Source organism: Burkholderia mayonis, from assembly GCF_001523745.2.
Lineage (GTDB): Bacteria > Pseudomonadota > Gammaproteobacteria > Burkholderiales > Burkholderiaceae > Burkholderia > Burkholderia mayonis.
This window is the reverse complement of the sequence record NZ_CP013387.1, coordinates 1057266-1074362: the sequence shown is the minus strand read 5'-3', so window position 1 is coordinate 1074362 and position 17097 is coordinate 1057266. Positions and strand designations below refer to the sequence as shown.

General features: G+C 67.1%; 8 protein-coding genes. 2 read left to right on the top strand and 6 right to left on the bottom strand.

The annotated features are described in order from the left end of the window. Positions 1–197: 197 nt before the first annotated feature. Complete coding sequence (locus WS70_RS23320; RefSeq protein WP_082722443.1) at positions 198–752, bottom strand: GNAT family N-acetyltransferase; 555 nt, start codon at positions 750–752, stop codon at positions 198–200. Between the two features lie 567 nt (positions 753–1319). Between WS70_RS23320 and WS70_RS23310 the strand changes: the two genes are divergently transcribed. After that, entirely contained in the window at positions 1320–7412 is a 6093-nt protein-coding gene (locus WS70_RS23310) for an alpha-2-macroglobulin family protein (RefSeq protein ID WP_059598435.1), read from the top strand. Positions 7413–7419: 7 nt separating this feature from the next. Next, positions 7420–9732 carry a penicillin-binding protein 1C gene (pbpC, locus tag WS70_RS23305; RefSeq protein ID WP_059598436.1) on the top strand — a complete coding sequence of 771 codons (2313 nt, stop codon included), beginning with the start codon at positions 7420–7422 and terminating at the stop codon, positions 9730–9732. Between the two features lie 224 nt (positions 9733–9956). Here pbpC and WS70_RS23300 read toward each other — a convergent pair whose 3' ends face one another. The 5 genes from WS70_RS23300 to WS70_RS23280 form a co-directional block, all read right to left on the bottom strand. Beyond that, complete coding sequence (locus WS70_RS23300) at positions 9957–10343, bottom strand: PAAR-like domain-containing protein (RefSeq protein ID WP_082716328.1); 387 nt, start codon at positions 10341–10343, stop codon at positions 9957–9959. A gap of 12 nt (positions 10344–10355) precedes the next feature. After that, a complete protein-coding gene (locus WS70_RS23295) occupies positions 10356–11015 on the bottom strand; it encodes a DUF3540 domain-containing protein (RefSeq protein WP_059472384.1) in 660 nt (219 codons plus the stop codon). A gap of 180 nt (positions 11016–11195) precedes the next feature. Then, the gene (locus tag WS70_RS23290) at positions 11196–12278 is read right to left on the bottom strand and encodes a pentapeptide repeat-containing protein (RefSeq protein ID WP_059598437.1); all 1083 of its coding nucleotides are present in this window, start codon (positions 12276–12278) and stop codon (positions 11196–11198) included. Continuing rightward, the gene (locus WS70_RS23285) at positions 12275–14752 is read right to left on the bottom strand and encodes a DUF2169 family type VI secretion system accessory protein (protein WP_059598438.1); all 2478 of its coding nucleotides are present in this window, start codon (positions 14750–14752) and stop codon (positions 12275–12277) included. The genes WS70_RS23290 and WS70_RS23285 overlap by 4 nt, the downstream gene beginning before the upstream one ends. A 31-nt stretch (positions 14753–14783) precedes the next feature. Further along, positions 14784–17087 carry a type VI secretion system Vgr family protein gene (locus tag WS70_RS23280; protein WP_059598439.1) on the bottom strand — a complete coding sequence of 768 codons (2304 nt, stop codon included), beginning with the start codon at positions 17085–17087 and terminating at the stop codon, positions 14784–14786. Positions 17088–17097 lie beyond the last annotated feature (10 nt).

Sequence of the window (17097 nt, the reverse complement as noted above, 5' to 3'; positions counted from 1 at the left end):
CCGGCGAACGCGCGATCGGATCGCGGCAAACGAGCGGAATCCGAATGGAATCGCACGGAAACGGCGCCGCGCGCGATCGACATCGTGCGCGATGCGCTCGGCCGACGGCTCGCGTCACGCCGCGCATCGACGGATGCGCGGCCAGCGGCGCACGCGATGCGCGTCTTCGGCGGCCGGCCATGCCGTGTGCTTCGCCCTCAGCCGAGATCGGCGACCAACGCGTGATATTCGCGCTCGCCGGACACGAAGCGGTGAACGGGCCGATATCCGAGCTTCGCGACCGCATTGACTGATCGCTCGTTATCGACGGCAATGAAGCTGATTGCGTTCTTGAAGCGAGTTTTGGCGGAAGCGATCGCGAAACCGATCATCTTTTCGAGAATTCCATTTCCGCGCGCCACCCGACTCAAGCACATCGGGCCGAATAGACATACGGTATCGGATAATTCTTCCAGCGTATATTCGCCGCTCTTTTCGAACGATGCGACGAGCGCATCGATGATCGCATTGCCGCGCCACGGATCGAGGCGGGAAATGCAGAAGAATCCTGCGAACTCCGATTCTTCGTAGGCGACGACAATGCCGATGTCCGACGCGATCGCGTCGATCTTCTTCTCGGGAATTTCCGCAGAAAGGAAGCCATTTTTGCGCTCCGCCTCGGTGAGATTGACGATCTGATTTGCGTTCTGCAATGACAGGATGTTCGGATAATCCCCGGAATGGGCCATTCTGACTACGGTCGATTCAGCCATGTCTGTTTGTTCATTTAAATGAAAGATGGCGATTCTATAGATTATTACACTTCGAAAGCTAGAATGTTCATACGAATAGAGAAGCGCCGGTCCATATATTTCGCCGTTGCAATTCGAAGAAAAGCGCATCGAAATGGCGCTTGGATATTGATTTATCTATCGTTTATCGAAACGGGCAGGCCATCGATCGATGCAGTCGCCGGCCGCAACCTCGCTCGCGACGTCGCACGAATCGATCTGCCCCGCTCGCCTCGTCGAACGCGATGCCGCCGCGCATCGCGATTCGGCATCCGCGCGCGATCGCGCCAGCGCGATGGATCGATCCCCGAACGCCTCATGCACCGCGCACTGCCTCGCTTGCATCGGCTGCCGGACGACTTCTTCAGCGTATCGTCCATCGGCTGCGTCAGCGAGCCTCTCGCCCGTCCCGTCGATCGTCCCGCGCGCTCGATCATGCGAGCCTTCCCGCAGCCCCGAGCCGTTCACCGCCGGCCATTTCCGCTCGTACCGGTCGGTTAGAATCGCGTGCGATCAAACCGAAAGCTTCCCTCCGAGAGCAATCGAGCGATGAAACACGACGACAAGCACAACACACCGAACCGAACGGCCGCCCGGCTGCTGTGGCGCATCGGCGCGGTCGCGACGCTCGGCGCCGTCGCCGCGCCGTCGCTGCAGGCCGATGCGGCGCGCACGACGAGCGTGTCGCCGCAAGGCACCGTCGCCGAAGTGCGGCAGGCCGTCGTCAAGTTCGACGAAGCGATGGTCGCGTTCGGCTCGGCGTCCGCGCCGGACCCGGCGCGCGTCGCCTGTACCGATTCCGCGGCCGGCCGCGGCCAGGGACACTGGCTCGACGACAAGACGTGGGTCTACGACTTCGAGAGCGACCTGCCGCCCGGCGTGCGTTGCACGGTCTCGCTCAACGACGCACTTCGCTCGGTCGCCGGCCACGCCGTGACCGGCCCGCGCCGCTTCGCGTTCGAGACGGGCGGCCCGTTTCCCGTGTCCGTGCGGCCGGGCTCGCGCGAGATCGAGGAGCGGCAGGTCTTCGTCATCAAGCTGAACGGCCCGGCCGACGAACGCTCGGCGCTCGCGAACATCTGGTGCGAGGCGGCCGGCATCGGCAACCGCATTCCCGTCACGCTCGCCGAAGCATCGACGCGCGCCGCGCTGCTCGATCATTTCCGCTGGAAAAAGGACGCCGCGCGCGTGCTGACGCTGTCGTGCGCGCAGGCGCTGCCCGCGAGCGCGAAGATGCAGCTCGTCTACGGCAAGGGCGTCGCGAGCCCGAGCGGCATCGCGAACGACACCGAACGGCGCTTCGACTACACCGTTCGCGCGCCGTTCGCCGCGAGCTTCTCGTGCGAACGCGAGAACGCGAAGGCGCCTTGTACGCCGCTGCGCCCGCTGACCCTGTCGTTCAACGCGCCGATCGCGCGTCAGTCCGCCGAAAAGATCCGGCTGCGCGGCCCGGACGGCGCAATCGAGCCGTTCTTCAAGCCCGACGACCGCTCGGAGGAAGTCACGAACGTCCAGTTCGCCGCGCCGCTGCCCGCTCAGGCCGCGTTGACGCTCGATCTGCCGTCCGGCCTGCGCGACGTCACCGGGCGCACGCTGTCCAACGCCGACCTGTTCCCGCTCGCGACGCGCACTGCGCCGATGCCGCCGCTCGCGAAATTCTCGTCGGGCACGTTCGGCATTGTCGAGCGCTTCGCCGAACCGGGTGCGCCCGCGCTCATACCCGTCACGCTGCGCAACGTCGAGGCCGATCTGCACGTCGCGGGCCTCAATACGGGCGGCGCGCAGTTCGCGAACCTGAAGGTCGAGAACGACGCGGCGATCCGCGCGTGGATGCGGCTCGTCGATCGCTTCGACGGCCGCGCGATGACCGTCGAATCAATCGACAAGCTTCGCCCCGGCCTGCTCGCGCGCGATCAGCATCCCGTCTACGTGCCGCTCGCGGCAGGCGAGCGGCAGCCGAAACCGCAGCATCGGCAGATCGACATTCGCTCGCTGTCGCTGCTCGCGGGCGAGCCCGGCGTTCAGACGCTGACGCTGCCGAAGGCCGACCCGAAAGCGCTGCGTCCGTTCGAGGTCGTCGGCGTGCCGATCGACAAGCCCGGCTTCTACGTGCTCGAGCTCGCGTCGCCGGCGCTCGGCCGCTCGCTGCTCGCGAAGCCGTCGAAGATGTACGTGCGCACCGCCGTGCTCGTCACCAATCTCGGCGTGCACCTGAAGCAGGGGCGCGAGAACAGCGTCGTATGGGTGACGACGCTCGACAGGGGCAAGCCCGTGCCTAACGCGCAGGTGCGCGTGTCCGACTGCAACGGCGACGCGATCGCCGCCGGCAGGACCGACGCGCACGGGCTGCTCGCGATCGACACGCCGTTCGAGCCGAAGCGCGAATGCGACTATTCGAAGGGCGACGGCGACTACTTCGTGTCGGCCCGCGTCGACGATCCGAAGACCGGCCCCGACATGGCATTCGTGCGTTCGAGCTGGAATCGCGGCATCGAGTCGTGGCGCTTCAACGTGCCGACCGACACGAGCCGCACGCCGACCGTGCGCGCGCACACCGTGTTCGACCGCACGCTGGTGCGCGCGGGCGAGACGGTATCGATGAAGCACTTCGTGCGCGAGGAGACGCTGCAGGGTCTCGCGTTCCCCGCGCACTACCCGGCGCGCGCGACGATCCGCCATCTCGGCAGCGGCCAGACGTATCGCGTGCCGCTCGCGTGGGCCGCCGATCACAGCGCGGACACGCGCTTCACGCTGCCCGCCGCCGCGAAGCTCGGCGAATACAGCGTCGAGCTCGAAGACGGCGACGAGGACGCACCGAGCGCCAGCTACTACGGCGGCAGCTTCCGCGTCGAGGCGTTCCGGCTGCCCGTCTTCAAAGGCTCGATCGGCGCGCGCGACGCGAAGACGAGCCCGCTCGTCGGCGCGGAGGAAGCGCCGCTCGCGGTGCAGATCGACTACGTGTCGGGCGGCGGCGCGTCGAACCTGCCAGTGCAGGTGTCGGCGTTACTGCAAAGCGCCGCGCCGCCGTTCACCGAGCAGTACGCCGATTTCAGCTTCACGCCGTACCGCCCCGAGACCGACGGCGGCATGGTCGACGACGACATGCAGGACGACGACAGCGCGTCGCGCGGCAACGATCCCGACGCGGCGAAGCTGATCGCCGACAAGATCCCGCTGACGCTCGATCGCACGGGCTCCGGCTCGCTGACGCTGAAGGGCCTGCCCGCCGTCGACGCGCCGAAGCGCATCGCGCTCGAAGCGACGTTCGCCGATCCGAACGGCGAGGTCCAGACCATTCGCGGCGACGCGATGCTGTGGCCGGCCGCGGTCGTCGCGGGCATCAAGGCGGGCCACTGGGTGTCGGTCGGCCAGCGCGTGCCGGTGCAGGCGCTCGTCGTCGATCTGCAGGGCAAGCCGCGCGCGTCGGCGGCGGTCGAGATCAAGGGTGTCGCGCGCGTGACGACGTCGTCGCGCAAGCGGATGGTCGGCGGCTTCTATGCGTACGACAACAAGCACGATACGCACGACCTCGGCGTGCTGTGCTCCGGCAAGACCGACGCGCAAGGCCGCCTGTCGTGCGACGCAACGCTCGCGCAGGCCGGCAACGTGCAGTTGATCGCCGTCGCGAAGGATGGCGGCGGCCGCACATCGAATGCATCGACGTCCGTGTGGGTCACGCGCGACGACGAGCTCTGGTTCGGCGGCGACAACACCGATCGGATCGACGTCATTCCGGAAAAGACCGCCTATGAGCCGGGCGAAACGGCCCGCTTCCAGGTGCGGATGCCGTTCCGTTACGCGACCGCGCTCGTCGCCGTCGAGCGCGGCGGCGTGATGGAGACGCGCGTCGTCGAGCTGAACGGCAAGAATCCGGCCGTCGATCTCAAGGTCGGCGACACGTGGGGGCCGAACGTCTACGTGTCGGTGCTCGCACTGCGCGGCCGGCTGCGCGAGGTGCCGTGGTACTCGTTCTTCACGTGGGGCTGGAAGGCGCCGCTCGAATGGGCGCGCGCGTTCTGGCGCGAAGGACGCCGCTACGAAGCGCCGACCGCGCTCGTCGACCTGTCGAAGCCGGCGTTCCGCTACGGTCTCGGCGAGATCAAGGTCGGCACGGGCGCGCACAAGCTCGGCGTCGCTGTGACGACCGACGCGGCCCGCTACCCGGTGCGCGGCCACGCGCACGTGCGCGTGAAGGTCACGCAGCCGGACGGACGGCCCGCCCCGGCCGGCACGCAGATCGCGCTCGCCGCGGTCGACGAAGCGCTGCTCGAACTGATGCCGAACCGGAGCTGGGATCTGCTCGACGCAATGCTGCAGCGTCGCGCCTACGGCGTCGAGACCGCGACCGCGCAAATGGAGATCGTCGGCCGCCGCCACTTCGGCCGCAAGGCGGTGCCGGCGGGCGGCGGCGGCGGAATGGCGCCGACGCGCGAGCTGTTCGACACGCTGCTGCTGTGGAACCCGCGCGTCGCGCTCGACGCGAACGGCAGCGCGACCGTCGACGTGCCGCTCAACGATGCGCTGACGCGCTTTCGGATCGTCGCGATCGCGGCGACGGGCGCCGACCGCTTCGGCACCGGCAGCGCGACGATCCGCAGCGCGCAGGACCTGCAGCTGATCTCCGGCCTGCCGCCGCTCGTCCGCGAAGGCGATGCGTTCCGCGCGCAGGTCACGGTGCGCAATGCGACGGATCGCAAGATGGACGTCGTCGTGACGCCGCGCGTGCCGGGCGTCGACGTCGCGCCGCAGACCGTCTCGCTCGCGCCCGATGCCGCGCGGGAAATCGCGTGGACCGTCACCGTGCCGGAGCAGGCGATCGACGCGGCGGGCGCGTTGAGCTGGCGCATCGAAGCGGCCGAGCAAGGCGGCAAGCGCGCGGCCGATGCGCTCGCGGTCACGCAGAAGGTCGTGCCCGCGCTGCCCGTGACGGTCCAGCAGGCGACGCTCGCGCAAGTCGACGGCACGCTGACCCTGCCCGTCGCGCCGCCCGCCGGCGCGGCGGCCAACGCGCAGGGCGCGCCGCGCGGCGGCATCGCCGTGTCGCTGCAGTCGAAGCTCGCCGACGGCCTGCCGGGCGTGCAGCGCTGGTTCGAGCGCTATCCGTACCGCTGTCTCGAACAGCAGGCGTCGCGCGCGATCGGCCTGCGCGATCCGGCGCAATGGCAGGCGCTGACCGCGCGGATGCCGGTCTACCTCGATCGCGACGGACTCGCGAGCTACTTCCCGCCGTCGTCCGACGATGCGCATCAAGGCAGCCCGCCGCTGTCCGCGTACCTGCTCGTCCTCGCCGACGAGGCGGGCCGCCTCGATTCGCGCTTCGCGCTGCCGGAGGACGTGCGCACGCAGCTCGAATCCGGACTCGCGCGCTTCGTCGAAGGCCGGATCGAACGCGACACATGGGCGCCGCGCCAGGACCGCGACCTGCGCAAGCTCGCGGCGATCGAGGCGCTGTCGCGCTACGGCGCCGCGCAAGGCCGGATGCTCGGCTCGATCGAGATCGCGCCGAATCAGTGGCCGACGTCGGCCGTCATCGACTATCACGCGATCCTCTCGCGCGTGAAGGACATCCCGCAACGCGACGAGAGGCGCGCGCAGGCCGAACAGATCCTGCGTGCGCGGCTCACGTACCAGGGCACGCAGCTCGTGTTCTCGACTGCGCGCGACGACGATCTGTGGTGGCTGATGACGAGCAACGAGACCAACGCCGCGCGGCTCGCACTCGAGTTCGCGGGCGACGCGGGCTGGCAGGACGAGATGCCGCGCGTGACGGCCGGCTTGCTCGCGCTGCAACGCAACGGCGCATGGCAGACGACGACCGCGAACGCGCTCGGCCTGCTTGCGGTCGAGCGCTTCTCGCGCGCCTACGAGCGCGCGCCCGTGACCGGCACGACGAAGGTGACGCTCGGCGCCGACGCGCGCTCGATCGCGTGGTCGCAGCCGGCAGCCGCGGCGGGCGCGGCAACGGCTGCCCCGGCAACGGCCGTCGCGGCGTCGACCGCCGCGATATCGACCGCGGCAGCATCGACGACCGCGATATCGACCGCCGCGACGCGGTCCGCCGCCGTGCGCAGCGTGATGCTGCCGTGGCCGCGCGCCGCACGCGCGCCGGGCACGCTCTCCGTCGTGCAGGAAGGCAGCGGCCGGCCATGGGCGACGATCGAGAGCCTCGCCGCGGCGCCGCTGCGCGCGCCGTTCGCCGCCGGCTACCGGATCGCGAAGACCGTCACGCCGGTGTCGCCCGCGGTCAAGGGCGCGCTCACGCGCGGCGACGTGCTGCGCGTGCGCATCGACATCGATGCGCAAAGCGACATGACGTGGGTCGTCGTCAACGATCCGATCCCGTCCGGCGCGACGATCCTCGGCTCCGGCCTCGGCCGCGATTCCGAAGCCGCGACGCAAGGCGAGAAGTCGCCCGACGCCGCATGGCCCGCATTCGTCGAGCGCGACTTCGACGGCTATCGCGCGTACTACGACTACCTGCCGAAGGGCAAATTCACGGTCGAGTACACGGTGCGCCTGAACAACGTCGGCACGTTCGGGCTGCCGCCGACGCGCGTCGAAGCGCTGTACGCGCCGTCCGTATACGGGCTGTGGCCGAATCCGCCGGTCACGGTCAAGCCGGCCGATGCGGGCAAGCCGTGAGCGGGCGATGAACGGGTTCGCAGCGCCGTCCGCTTCGCGACCCGCGCCGCGACCGCGCGTGCTGCCCGCCGCGCGCCGCGCGCTCGTCGCGGCGATCCTCGCGGCGCCGCTCGTCGCGCACGCGCTGCCGAGCTACGACGACGTGCGGCGCGACTGGCTCAGTTCCGACTGGGTGCTGCTCGCGCGCGACGGCACGCCGCTCGCGCGCACGCGCGTCGACCTCGCCGAGCAGCGCGGCGACTGGATCGCGCTCGCCGACGTATCGCCCGCGTTTCGCGAAGCGATCGTCGTGTCCGAGGACAAGCGCTTCTACGCGCATAGCGGCGTCGACTGGCGCGGCATCGCGGGCGCCGCGTGGGGCAACCTGTGGAACGAGCGCACCCGCGGCGCATCGACGGTGACGATGCAACTCGCCGGCCTCCTGAGCGACGCGCCGCGCCGCTCGGGCCAGCGCTCGCTGCCGCAGAAGGCCGTGCAGGCGATGAACGCGCTGCGGCTCGAACGCAGCTGGCGCAAAGACCAGATCCTCGAGGCATACCTGAACCTCGTGCCGTTCCGCGGCGAGACCGTCGGGCTCGACGCGATGTCGCATGCGCTCTTCGGCAAGGCGCCGTCCGGGCTCGACGTCCGCGAGTCGGCGGTCGCGGCCGCGCTCGTGCGCGCGCCCAACGCATCCGCCGCCAAGGTCGCCGAGCGCGCATGCCGGATTCTGCGCGACATGCGCGCCGCGCAGCCGTGCGCGCCGCTCGACGGATACGTGCGGTTCGTGACTTCGGGCCCGTCGAACGCCGCGCGCGACGACGACGCGCTCGCGCCGCATTTCGCGCGGCGCGTCGCCGCCGAAGTCAAGCCGGGTGCGGGCGCACGCGTCCGTTCGACGCTCGACGCCCCGCTGCAGCGTTTCGCGCGCGACACGCTCACGCGCGCGCTGGCCGAGCTCGACGCGCCCGCCCATCGACGCAACGTGCAGGACGGCGCGGTCGTCGTGATCGACAACGCAAGCGGCGAGATTCGCGCGTGGGTCGGCTCGTCCGGCGCGCTGTCGAGCGCGCGCGACGTCGACGCGGTGCTCGCGCCGCGCCAGGCCGGCTCGACGCTCAAGCCGTTCCTCTACGCGCAGGCGATCGACGAGAAGCGGCTGACCGCCGCGTCGCTGCTCGACGACGCGCCGATCGACCTCGCCACCGGCGGCGGCCTGTACATCCCGCAGAACTACGACAAGCACTTCAAGGGCTGGGTCAGCGTGCGCACCGCGCTCGGCGGCTCGCTCAACGTGCCGGCCGTGCGCACGCTCGTGCTCGTGACGCCGCACCGCTTCGCCCGCACGCTCACCGCGCTCGGGCTGCCGCTCGCCGAGGAGGGCGATTACTACGGCTTCAGCCTCGCGCTCGGCAGCGCCGACGTCACGCTGCTGTCGCTCGCCGACGCATATCGCGCGCTCGCGAACGGCGGCGTCGCGCGCGCGACCGTCGATGTGCCCGCGCCAGCGGCGGTTTCCGTGGCGGCGGTTTCCAAGTCGACCGTATCCGCGGCGACTGCTTCCAAGCCGGCGGCGCCGCCCGCCCGCGCCGCCACCGGCACGCGCGTGTTCAGCGAGGCGGCGAGCTACATCGTCACCGACATCCTCGCCGACAACAACGCCCGCGTGCGCACGTTCGGCTTCGACAGCCCGCTCGCGACACGCTTCTTCTCGGCCGTCAAGACCGGCACCAGCAAGGACATGCGCGACAACTGGGCTGTCGGCTACACGTCGCGCTACACGGTCGGCGTGTGGGTCGGCAACGCGGATGGCTCGCCGATGTGGGACGTGTCGGGCGTGACGGGCGCGGCGCCCGTATGGGCCGCGATCGTCGGCTACCTGCACCGCAATCTCGCGAGCCGCGCACCACGTCCGCCCGCGGGCGTCGAGCAGCGGCGCATCGCGTTCGACCGCGATGTCGAGCCCGCGCGCAGCGAGTGGTTTCTCGCCGGCACCGCGCTCGATACGGTGCGGCTCGCCGCGTCCGTGACGCCCGGCAAGGACGGGCCGCGCGCGCCGCTCACGATCGGCGCGCCGACCGACGGAACGATCTTCGCGATCGACCCGGACATTCCGCCGAAGCATCAGCGCATCTGGTTCGAGCGCGTTGCGGGACGCGCGGCGCGATTCTCGTGGCGGCTCGACGGCAAAGTGATCGGACACGGCGACCGGATGGCGTGGATGCCGTGGCCGGGACCGCACCGGCTCGAGCTCGTCGACGCGCGCGGCAACGTCGCGGATGCGATCGGCTTCGAGGTGCGCGGCGCGTTTGCGAAGACGGCGGCGAATCCGCGACAGTGACCGCGTTGCGGTGCGTCGTTTGCGCGTCACGCGCCGGAGGATGTACGCCGACGATCGCGCCCGATCGAGCGGCCAACCGGGCGAGCCCGTTGGCGGACGCCGTTGCCGGCATTTCGCTGCGCCGGATCAGTCGCGCCGTTTGTCGACGCGCCGGCAACCGCCGCTTTGGCTGCGTCCTCGGAATGACGGGAGGCGCGTGACGCCACGCCGCCCGTCGATCCTCGTCAGCTCAGATTCAGGACACGCGTCTGGCTGGGCGAACTGCCCGAGCCGACAGCATTGCCGGTATTCTGCCGCGTCGGGTCGGTCATGCGGGTGGTCGGCATGCCGGCAACCAACGTTTTAGTGGCCCCCTGGGGATTACGGGAGGCCCCTGATACGGTTCCCGACGCCACACCGCCCATCGCCCCCCCGCCGTCGCCACTCGATCCCGGGATAGTCGTCGCGGCATTGTGAATGGGGCCGCCGCCCACGTAGATGTTGGAGACGTTCGGTATGGCGCTTGCGCGCCGAGCCGTGTTGGAATAGGCGACAGGCGTACCCGCGGGAGGGGTGAGATTGACGCTCGTGGCAATGTTGTCGCCGCCCGCGCTTGAATTCACCATGACCATTGACGCTTCCTCCTAACCCAGGTGTATTTGTCCAGCATCGATCTTCGACAGTTTCTCTGCCGTGAGCAGGGTATTCTTCGCGTGCAGACGCATGTTCCCGGTCGCGGCGTGATCGATATGCGAGGCCCGCAGATGCTCGACGGTTTCCACGGTACGGAAGCTGCTTCGGCAGGATTGCGCGACGTGGTCCATCACCATCTCCAGTATCTTGCCGATCAGTCGAACCTTCCCGAGCCGGCCATGGAATTCCGCACTGGCCAGTGTCGCTCTATCGGAACACAACGACGCCTCCTGCGCCGACATCGCGAGTCGCTCCGTCTTTATCGACACTTGCTCGCGACTCGTCAGGCGAAGAGCGTCGCCGCTCGTCAAATGAACGCTTTGCGTCGATTCCAGCACGAGGTCGCCGTGGACGCGAATGTGCACGCCATCCGCGTCCGGGCGCGCCAGGATCGAGGTCACGTAAATGCATCGGCTGTCCGCTCGGGAAATGGCGACGCGGTCGCCGGCCCGAGGTTCGACCAGACAGCTGAACGCGCGCCGGCAACGCACCTTCGCGCCTTCGCATGCCACGAGGAACACGCCGTCGGGCAGCACGCCGACCACGGTGGCCGCCTTCTCTAGCGTATCGGGCGAAAGATTCGCATGAAATTCCGCTGTCGTTGAATTCATCTTCTTTCCTTCAATTCTGGATGACTGAATAAAGATGGACCGGCGCGAGACGTTCCGACCCATCCGTCAAGCCGTTAATCCGTTAAGCGGCGAGCCGGAAAGCGGCGCCAGGGAAACCGTCGAGTCGGGCGAAGCAACCGCGCAGGCCATCGCCGGCCCGTCGCCACATCCGTCCAGCACTCAATCGCGGTTACGCTGGTCGCGTTCATCCCTTTGCCGCGACCACGCTTGAGCATCCGACAATTCCGGATCGCAATCCAGCGCGCCCGGATGGTCGCGCCACGCCATGTCAGGCGCGGTCGCGCCATGAAACGCGGTCCGGGCAAAGCCGGCTCCGTCAAATGCGGCTTCGGTCAGATCTGCGTAGGAAAAATCGGAACCCTTCAGACTCGTCCGTGAAAAGCGCGAACCATTGCATCGCGCATGTTGAAGCACGGCGCGGTCCAGCGTTGAGCCGGTGAAGTCGATATTCCTGACGTCCGCCTGAACCCATATGCTGTCCTGCAACGCGGCCTCGCGGCAAACGGCGTCCCGCACCTCGGCCTCGAAAAAAATAGCGTACGGCGCGTCGATTTCGTCCAGTCGCGCCCCCGACAGGTTTGCTGCCTGGAAATTGCAGTACGCCAGGCTTGCGGCAGTAAAGTCGACACTGCTCAGATCCGCGCGGGCGAACTGACAGCGATGCATCCGTTGGCCGCGCAAACGCTGGCCGGCGAGACTGGATTCGGCAAAGACGGCGTCATTGAACGTCGCATCGACAAAAATCGTCTGTTTCAGATCGAGCTGGTAGAAGATCGTCTTGCCGACGATGGCCCCGGTGAAATCGGCACGGTCCAACCGCGTCTCGCAGAACACCGAGGACTCGATACGCGCGTCATGAAACCTGCAATCGCTCAGGTCGCTCTTCACGCAGTTGAAGCCATTCGCGTGCGCGCCGTAAAAGTCCGCGCCGACGGCATGGGTCGAGCTCATCGTGCACCCCTGAAGATTGCTTCCCGAAAAGGAAACGTCGTCAAAACGGCATTTTTCGAATATGCATTTCGACAAATCCGCGTGCTGCATGTCGACCCCGCGAAACAGGCATTCGTTGAAAACGGCTTCAACGAGTTGCACGCGCTTCATGCACACGTCGATAAATTGAACGTGCTCGAACACGCCCCCGGAGAAATCGTGCCCGTCCAGGTTTTCCGAATCGATCACGACGTCCCTGACCGCGTGACCATGGCCGATCGTCTCGCGCAACTGTTCCGCGTTCGCTCTCATGTGCGCGCCTCCGCCAGCGGGAACCGCATCGCCTTGTTGAGATAAGCCTCTTCCCACCGGGTATCGGCGTCGGTCAGGATTTGCGAGAGGTTGGCGCGAAACAGATTGGCCCGGCGCAAATCGGCACCGTCCAGTGTCGCGCCCCGCAGACAGGCCGCGATGAGATCGGTGCTCCGGAGATCGGCTCCGGTGAAATCGGCGCGCACGAAGTCGCTCCCCTCCACCTTCGCGCCACGGAAGTTGGCGGCCCGCAGGGCGGCGTCGGTAAAATCGCAGTTGCCGATGCGCGCGCCGCTGAAATCGGCCTCTCCCAGATTCGTTTCGCGAAAGTTGACTTCTCTCAGGATCGCGAACGAAAAATTGGCGCGCCTCATGTCGCAGTGCTGGATAAAGCACGCCTTGACCACGTTCGCGCGATCGAAACGAAGCTGCCCTTGCGCCTGCGCCTCGAGAATCCCGAATCCCTCGATGCTGGCCGCCGAAAACCGCACGTTGACGAGCGCGCAATTCATCAGCAGCATCTTGCGGATCGTCGCGCTCGAGAAATCTACGTCCTCGAAGGATTGATCGATGAAGATCAGACCGCGCAACGTGGCCTGACTGAAATCGATGGCGTGGAATCGGCAGTCATCGAATCGGGTGTTCGCCAGGATGCCGCCATTGAAGCGGCAGCGGCGCAGGCTCACACGCTCGAGCATGCAATCGCTCAAGTTGGCGCCGGAGAAATCCGTCTGTTCGCAATCCGCCAGAGAGAGGTTCGCTCCCGTCAAATCCGCGTTGCTGAAGGCCGTCTGCCTCAGGCTGGCACGCACCAGCACTGTGCGGGTCAATATCGCGCCCGACAGATCGGCGCCGCTCAGATCGGCGTTTTCGAACAGCGCGCCGGCGAGCCGTGCGCCCCGCAGATCCATCCCGGAAAGATCCGCGCCGGTCAGGTCGACACCCTCCAGCGATCGTCCTGCCGCGACGGCCGCGTTGACGAATTCGCGGCGTGACTTCGACGCGGCCTCGTCCAGCCGCGCCGGCGCATCTTGATGTTGCGCCGATTGCAAGTACAGCTGACGAAGGTCCTTGTCCGCATCGCGCGGCGTTTGCGGCGTGGCCGGCGGATCGGTCGAAGCCGGGCTCCCCCGTGCAACGTCGTCTTCAAGGGGAGCCGTACTGGCCGGCGGACCACGCCGCCCTGCCGCCGAAAACGCTTCGTTAGACGAAAGATCCTGCCGCATTGTCTCCAGGCCGGCGCGCTTCTCGTCGGCCAACGCTTCCTGGCGCTCGACGAACTCGACCAGTTGATCCAGACGAGGCGCCTCCGCCTGGCCGGCGTTCGGAAATACGCTCAACTGATCCCGCAGCAGCCGTTGTCTCGCGCTTTGCGAAACCGCGCCGGACATTGCCGGAAGTTCGGACGACAAATAGCTCTCGGGCAAAAGATCCCGATCGCGCAGCGCATATAACGCAGCCTTCTCGTGTCGCGTGCGCCACTCGATCACCTGGCGATACCACTCGACCGGCCTCGGCTGCCAGCTCGAATCCGCACCGAACAGCAACGTGTGGACGTCGCTTGCGTCGAACTGCCGGATGGTCGCGACGCCGTGATAGATCATCACCACGCGCTCGCGATGCGGAATGAACCACGCGGTCGTCAATCGCATCGGAATTTCTTCCGGCGTATCGCTGCCGTTACGGATGACGAACGATCTGGCGCGCAGCGCAGGCAGGCGTCCGGTCAGCCATGCATGTTCGGGATGCAGGTGCATCAATTCGTAGGTCGCGCCGTCCGGAAATTCGGAAAGCGCGGCCAATTGCTGATCCGCCGGCGCAATGTTGAAGTAGCGCGGATCGAGCGTGCGCGGGAAACCCGGACAATCTTCCTCCAGCCATTGCCGGTCGAGTTCGCCGTACAGGCCGGCGCGCTGTGGCCACTGCGCGTCGATCGGGCAGAAGCCCGCCGGCATGGGACGTTCGTCCGGGAAGCGCATCGGGCTGTGCGCGTATTCGATGTTCGGCAGATAACGCACGGCGCCCTGCTGCATCTCGGCGCCCCGGCCTTTCGGGTTGTCCTCGCAACCCGCCCCGCCGTATGCGAATGCCCAGTCGAGCGCCAATCGCTCGAAAGGCCGCGGCGCGGTGGCGCGCATGCCGTCCCATTGCCGGTCGCCGGATACCCGCAGCCGTTTCTCGATGCCGGCGATATGGATGCCGACCTCGCATGTCCCGCCGCCCGGTTCTTCCGCATATTTTCCGTACGCATATCCGGAGACGAGAAATTCCGGACACGCCTTCGGCAGCGCCATGTCCAGCGTGTATCCGCCCAGTTCGTCGCCGGCCAGTTCCCAGAGCTCCGAGTCCGTCAGCAGTCGCGGATCGTCGCCCAGTGTCGCGGCCATGAGCGCTGCAACGCCAAGGTGTTCCTCTCCATGCATCCGATAGAGGCGGGTCAACGGACTGATCCTGAATGGTTTGATGATCATCATTTGACAACCTGATGCTTGCAAGAAGCTGCGGTCAAAATGTTATGTCAATTCCCGCGATATTCCTTACATTGCACTTTTTTTGGCTGACCGCTATCCCCGTATTGCTGACGCTCATTCCGGTCGTCGCGATACTCGCGCCTGTCGTCGCAACGCTCAATCCTGTCGTAGTGACACTCTCCCCATTGAGGCTAGTATTCGTAGCGAACAACGAGACGTTGTTCGGGGATTTCAAGGAATTCGTTCCGTTGACTTGCCTACTGGCGTTTCCACTGGTGACCGTCACGGTGTGCCCGACGTTCACGCCGGTCGAGTCGCCGAACACCACGGCCGTCGACGCACCTTGCACGGTACTCACCGATGCGGTTGCGGACGGGTTGGTGAGCACGGCCACGATGTCCTGCAGCGCTTTCGTCACGTTCGCGGCAAGCGCCTGAAACGCGCCGGCGCGTTGCAACTGACGCTGTCGTTTCAGTTGTTGATAGGGTTGCTGTTGCCGCCGCTGCTGCTGTTGCTGTTGCCGCTGCTGTTGCTGTTGCTGTTGCTGTTGCTGAGCCGCCGGCTGTTGCGCCGGAGAAGCGGGACGCGGCGCGCCGCCCAGTCGCAACACCTCGATCAATCGATCCAGCGGCGACCGTGTAGACGGCACCGGCGGCAAATCCAGCCCCACCAGCGTCAGATGCTTGCGCCCGACCGTGATCGTCGAATCCCGCTCCACCGACACGTCGTAATTGCGCTCCGCGTGCAGCTTGATCTGCTCCTCACCGGCCTTGTCCTCGAAGCGCAGCATGTTGGCGTTCTCGCCGCTGCCGGCCGGCGTGCGACTCAGCATCCCGCTTTGCGTCGCATTGTCCGGCAGCGCCCACGGCGGCATGTGCAACGCGTTGTACACCTGCCCCGTCACGATGGGCCGGTCCGGATCGCCGTTCTCGAAATCGACGATCACTTCCGAACCCACCCGCGGAATGTTGATGCCGCCGTAGCTGTTCCCCGCCCATGCATACGACACCCGTACCCAGCACGACGAATTCTGGTCGCGAACGGGTGAGCGGTCCCAGTGAAATTTCAGCTTGACCCGCCCGTACTGATCCGTCCAGATTTCCTGCCCGGGCGGACCGGTCACGACCGCCGTCTGCGGCCCGCGCGTGCGCGGCCTGCGCACCGTGCGCGGCGGCCGGAACACCGTGGTGGCGGGCTGCACGGCAAACGACGTGCTGATCCGGTATTCGCCCGGGCCCGCCGCCCCCTCCGTTTCGGTGGCCGAGAACGACGCGCCGAGCACCAGGTACTCCCGGTTCGCGCCGGCGTGCGGATGGCCTTCCAGCGTAAACGTCGTGCCGCACACGACGTCGCGCACATTGCCGCCGCCCGACGCGCGCTCGCCTTGCGCGCGCACTTCCTCCATCCGCACCCGGGCAAAGTGCTCGCCGAGCGCCGGATCCGTGTAGTCGCCCGGCCATTCGTATCGTTCGAGCCCGTTGTGCGCGGTGTCCTGCGGCAGCGCGTTCTCGACACCGAGGCGCGCCTTCGGATGCTCGAAATCGAAATCGCTCGTGGTCCAGCGGCCAGGCTGGATGCGCTCCGCCGTATTGAACGCGTCGATATATTCCATATCGATCTTGTGTCCGGGCGGGTAGTACCGCAGCGTGCGGTACGCGGCGCTCTCCACCGGCTTGTGCGCGCCCAGATGATCCACGAGCACCATCCGGTGCACCTTGTTCGAGTGCTCGAAGAACCAGTAGATGCCATGCTCCTGCATCAGCCGCTGGATGAATGCGAAATCCGTCTCCCCGTACTGCACCTGGTAGGGCATCTTCGGATACCGGCCGCTCAGCCGCTTGTCGTACGAGTACGAGTACGCATTCAGCACTTCGTCGACGATCTCTTCCACGGTCCTGTTCTGGAAAATCCGATAGTCCGAGCGCTGGTCGGCGAGATAGATCCACGGCTGCATCGTGAGCCGGTATCGGCACTGCCGGTTCAACTGGCCTTCGAAGCTCGCGCCCGTCACGATGCCGCTGATCTCGCGCTTGCCTTCGCCGATATTGGCCGCGCCGGACAGCCCAGGCATGCCGGACACGAACGCGCCCATTCCCTCGAGCTGGACGGTCACGGTCAGCTCCTTGCCGATCATCGCCTTCAGGTCGAGGTTGGCGGCCTGTTCGTCCGGCAGCGTCAGGTCCGGCGGCGTCAGGCAGTCCAACGTATATGCGTAGATCTCCGACAACGTCTCATTGCCGTGGACGGCACTCAGTTGAAGCGCTGGCTCGCCGACGGGCGACACCGGCAATGCGGGGCCGCTCACCATGACGGTACGAGCGGCGGGAAAATTCGGCATGACTGAAACC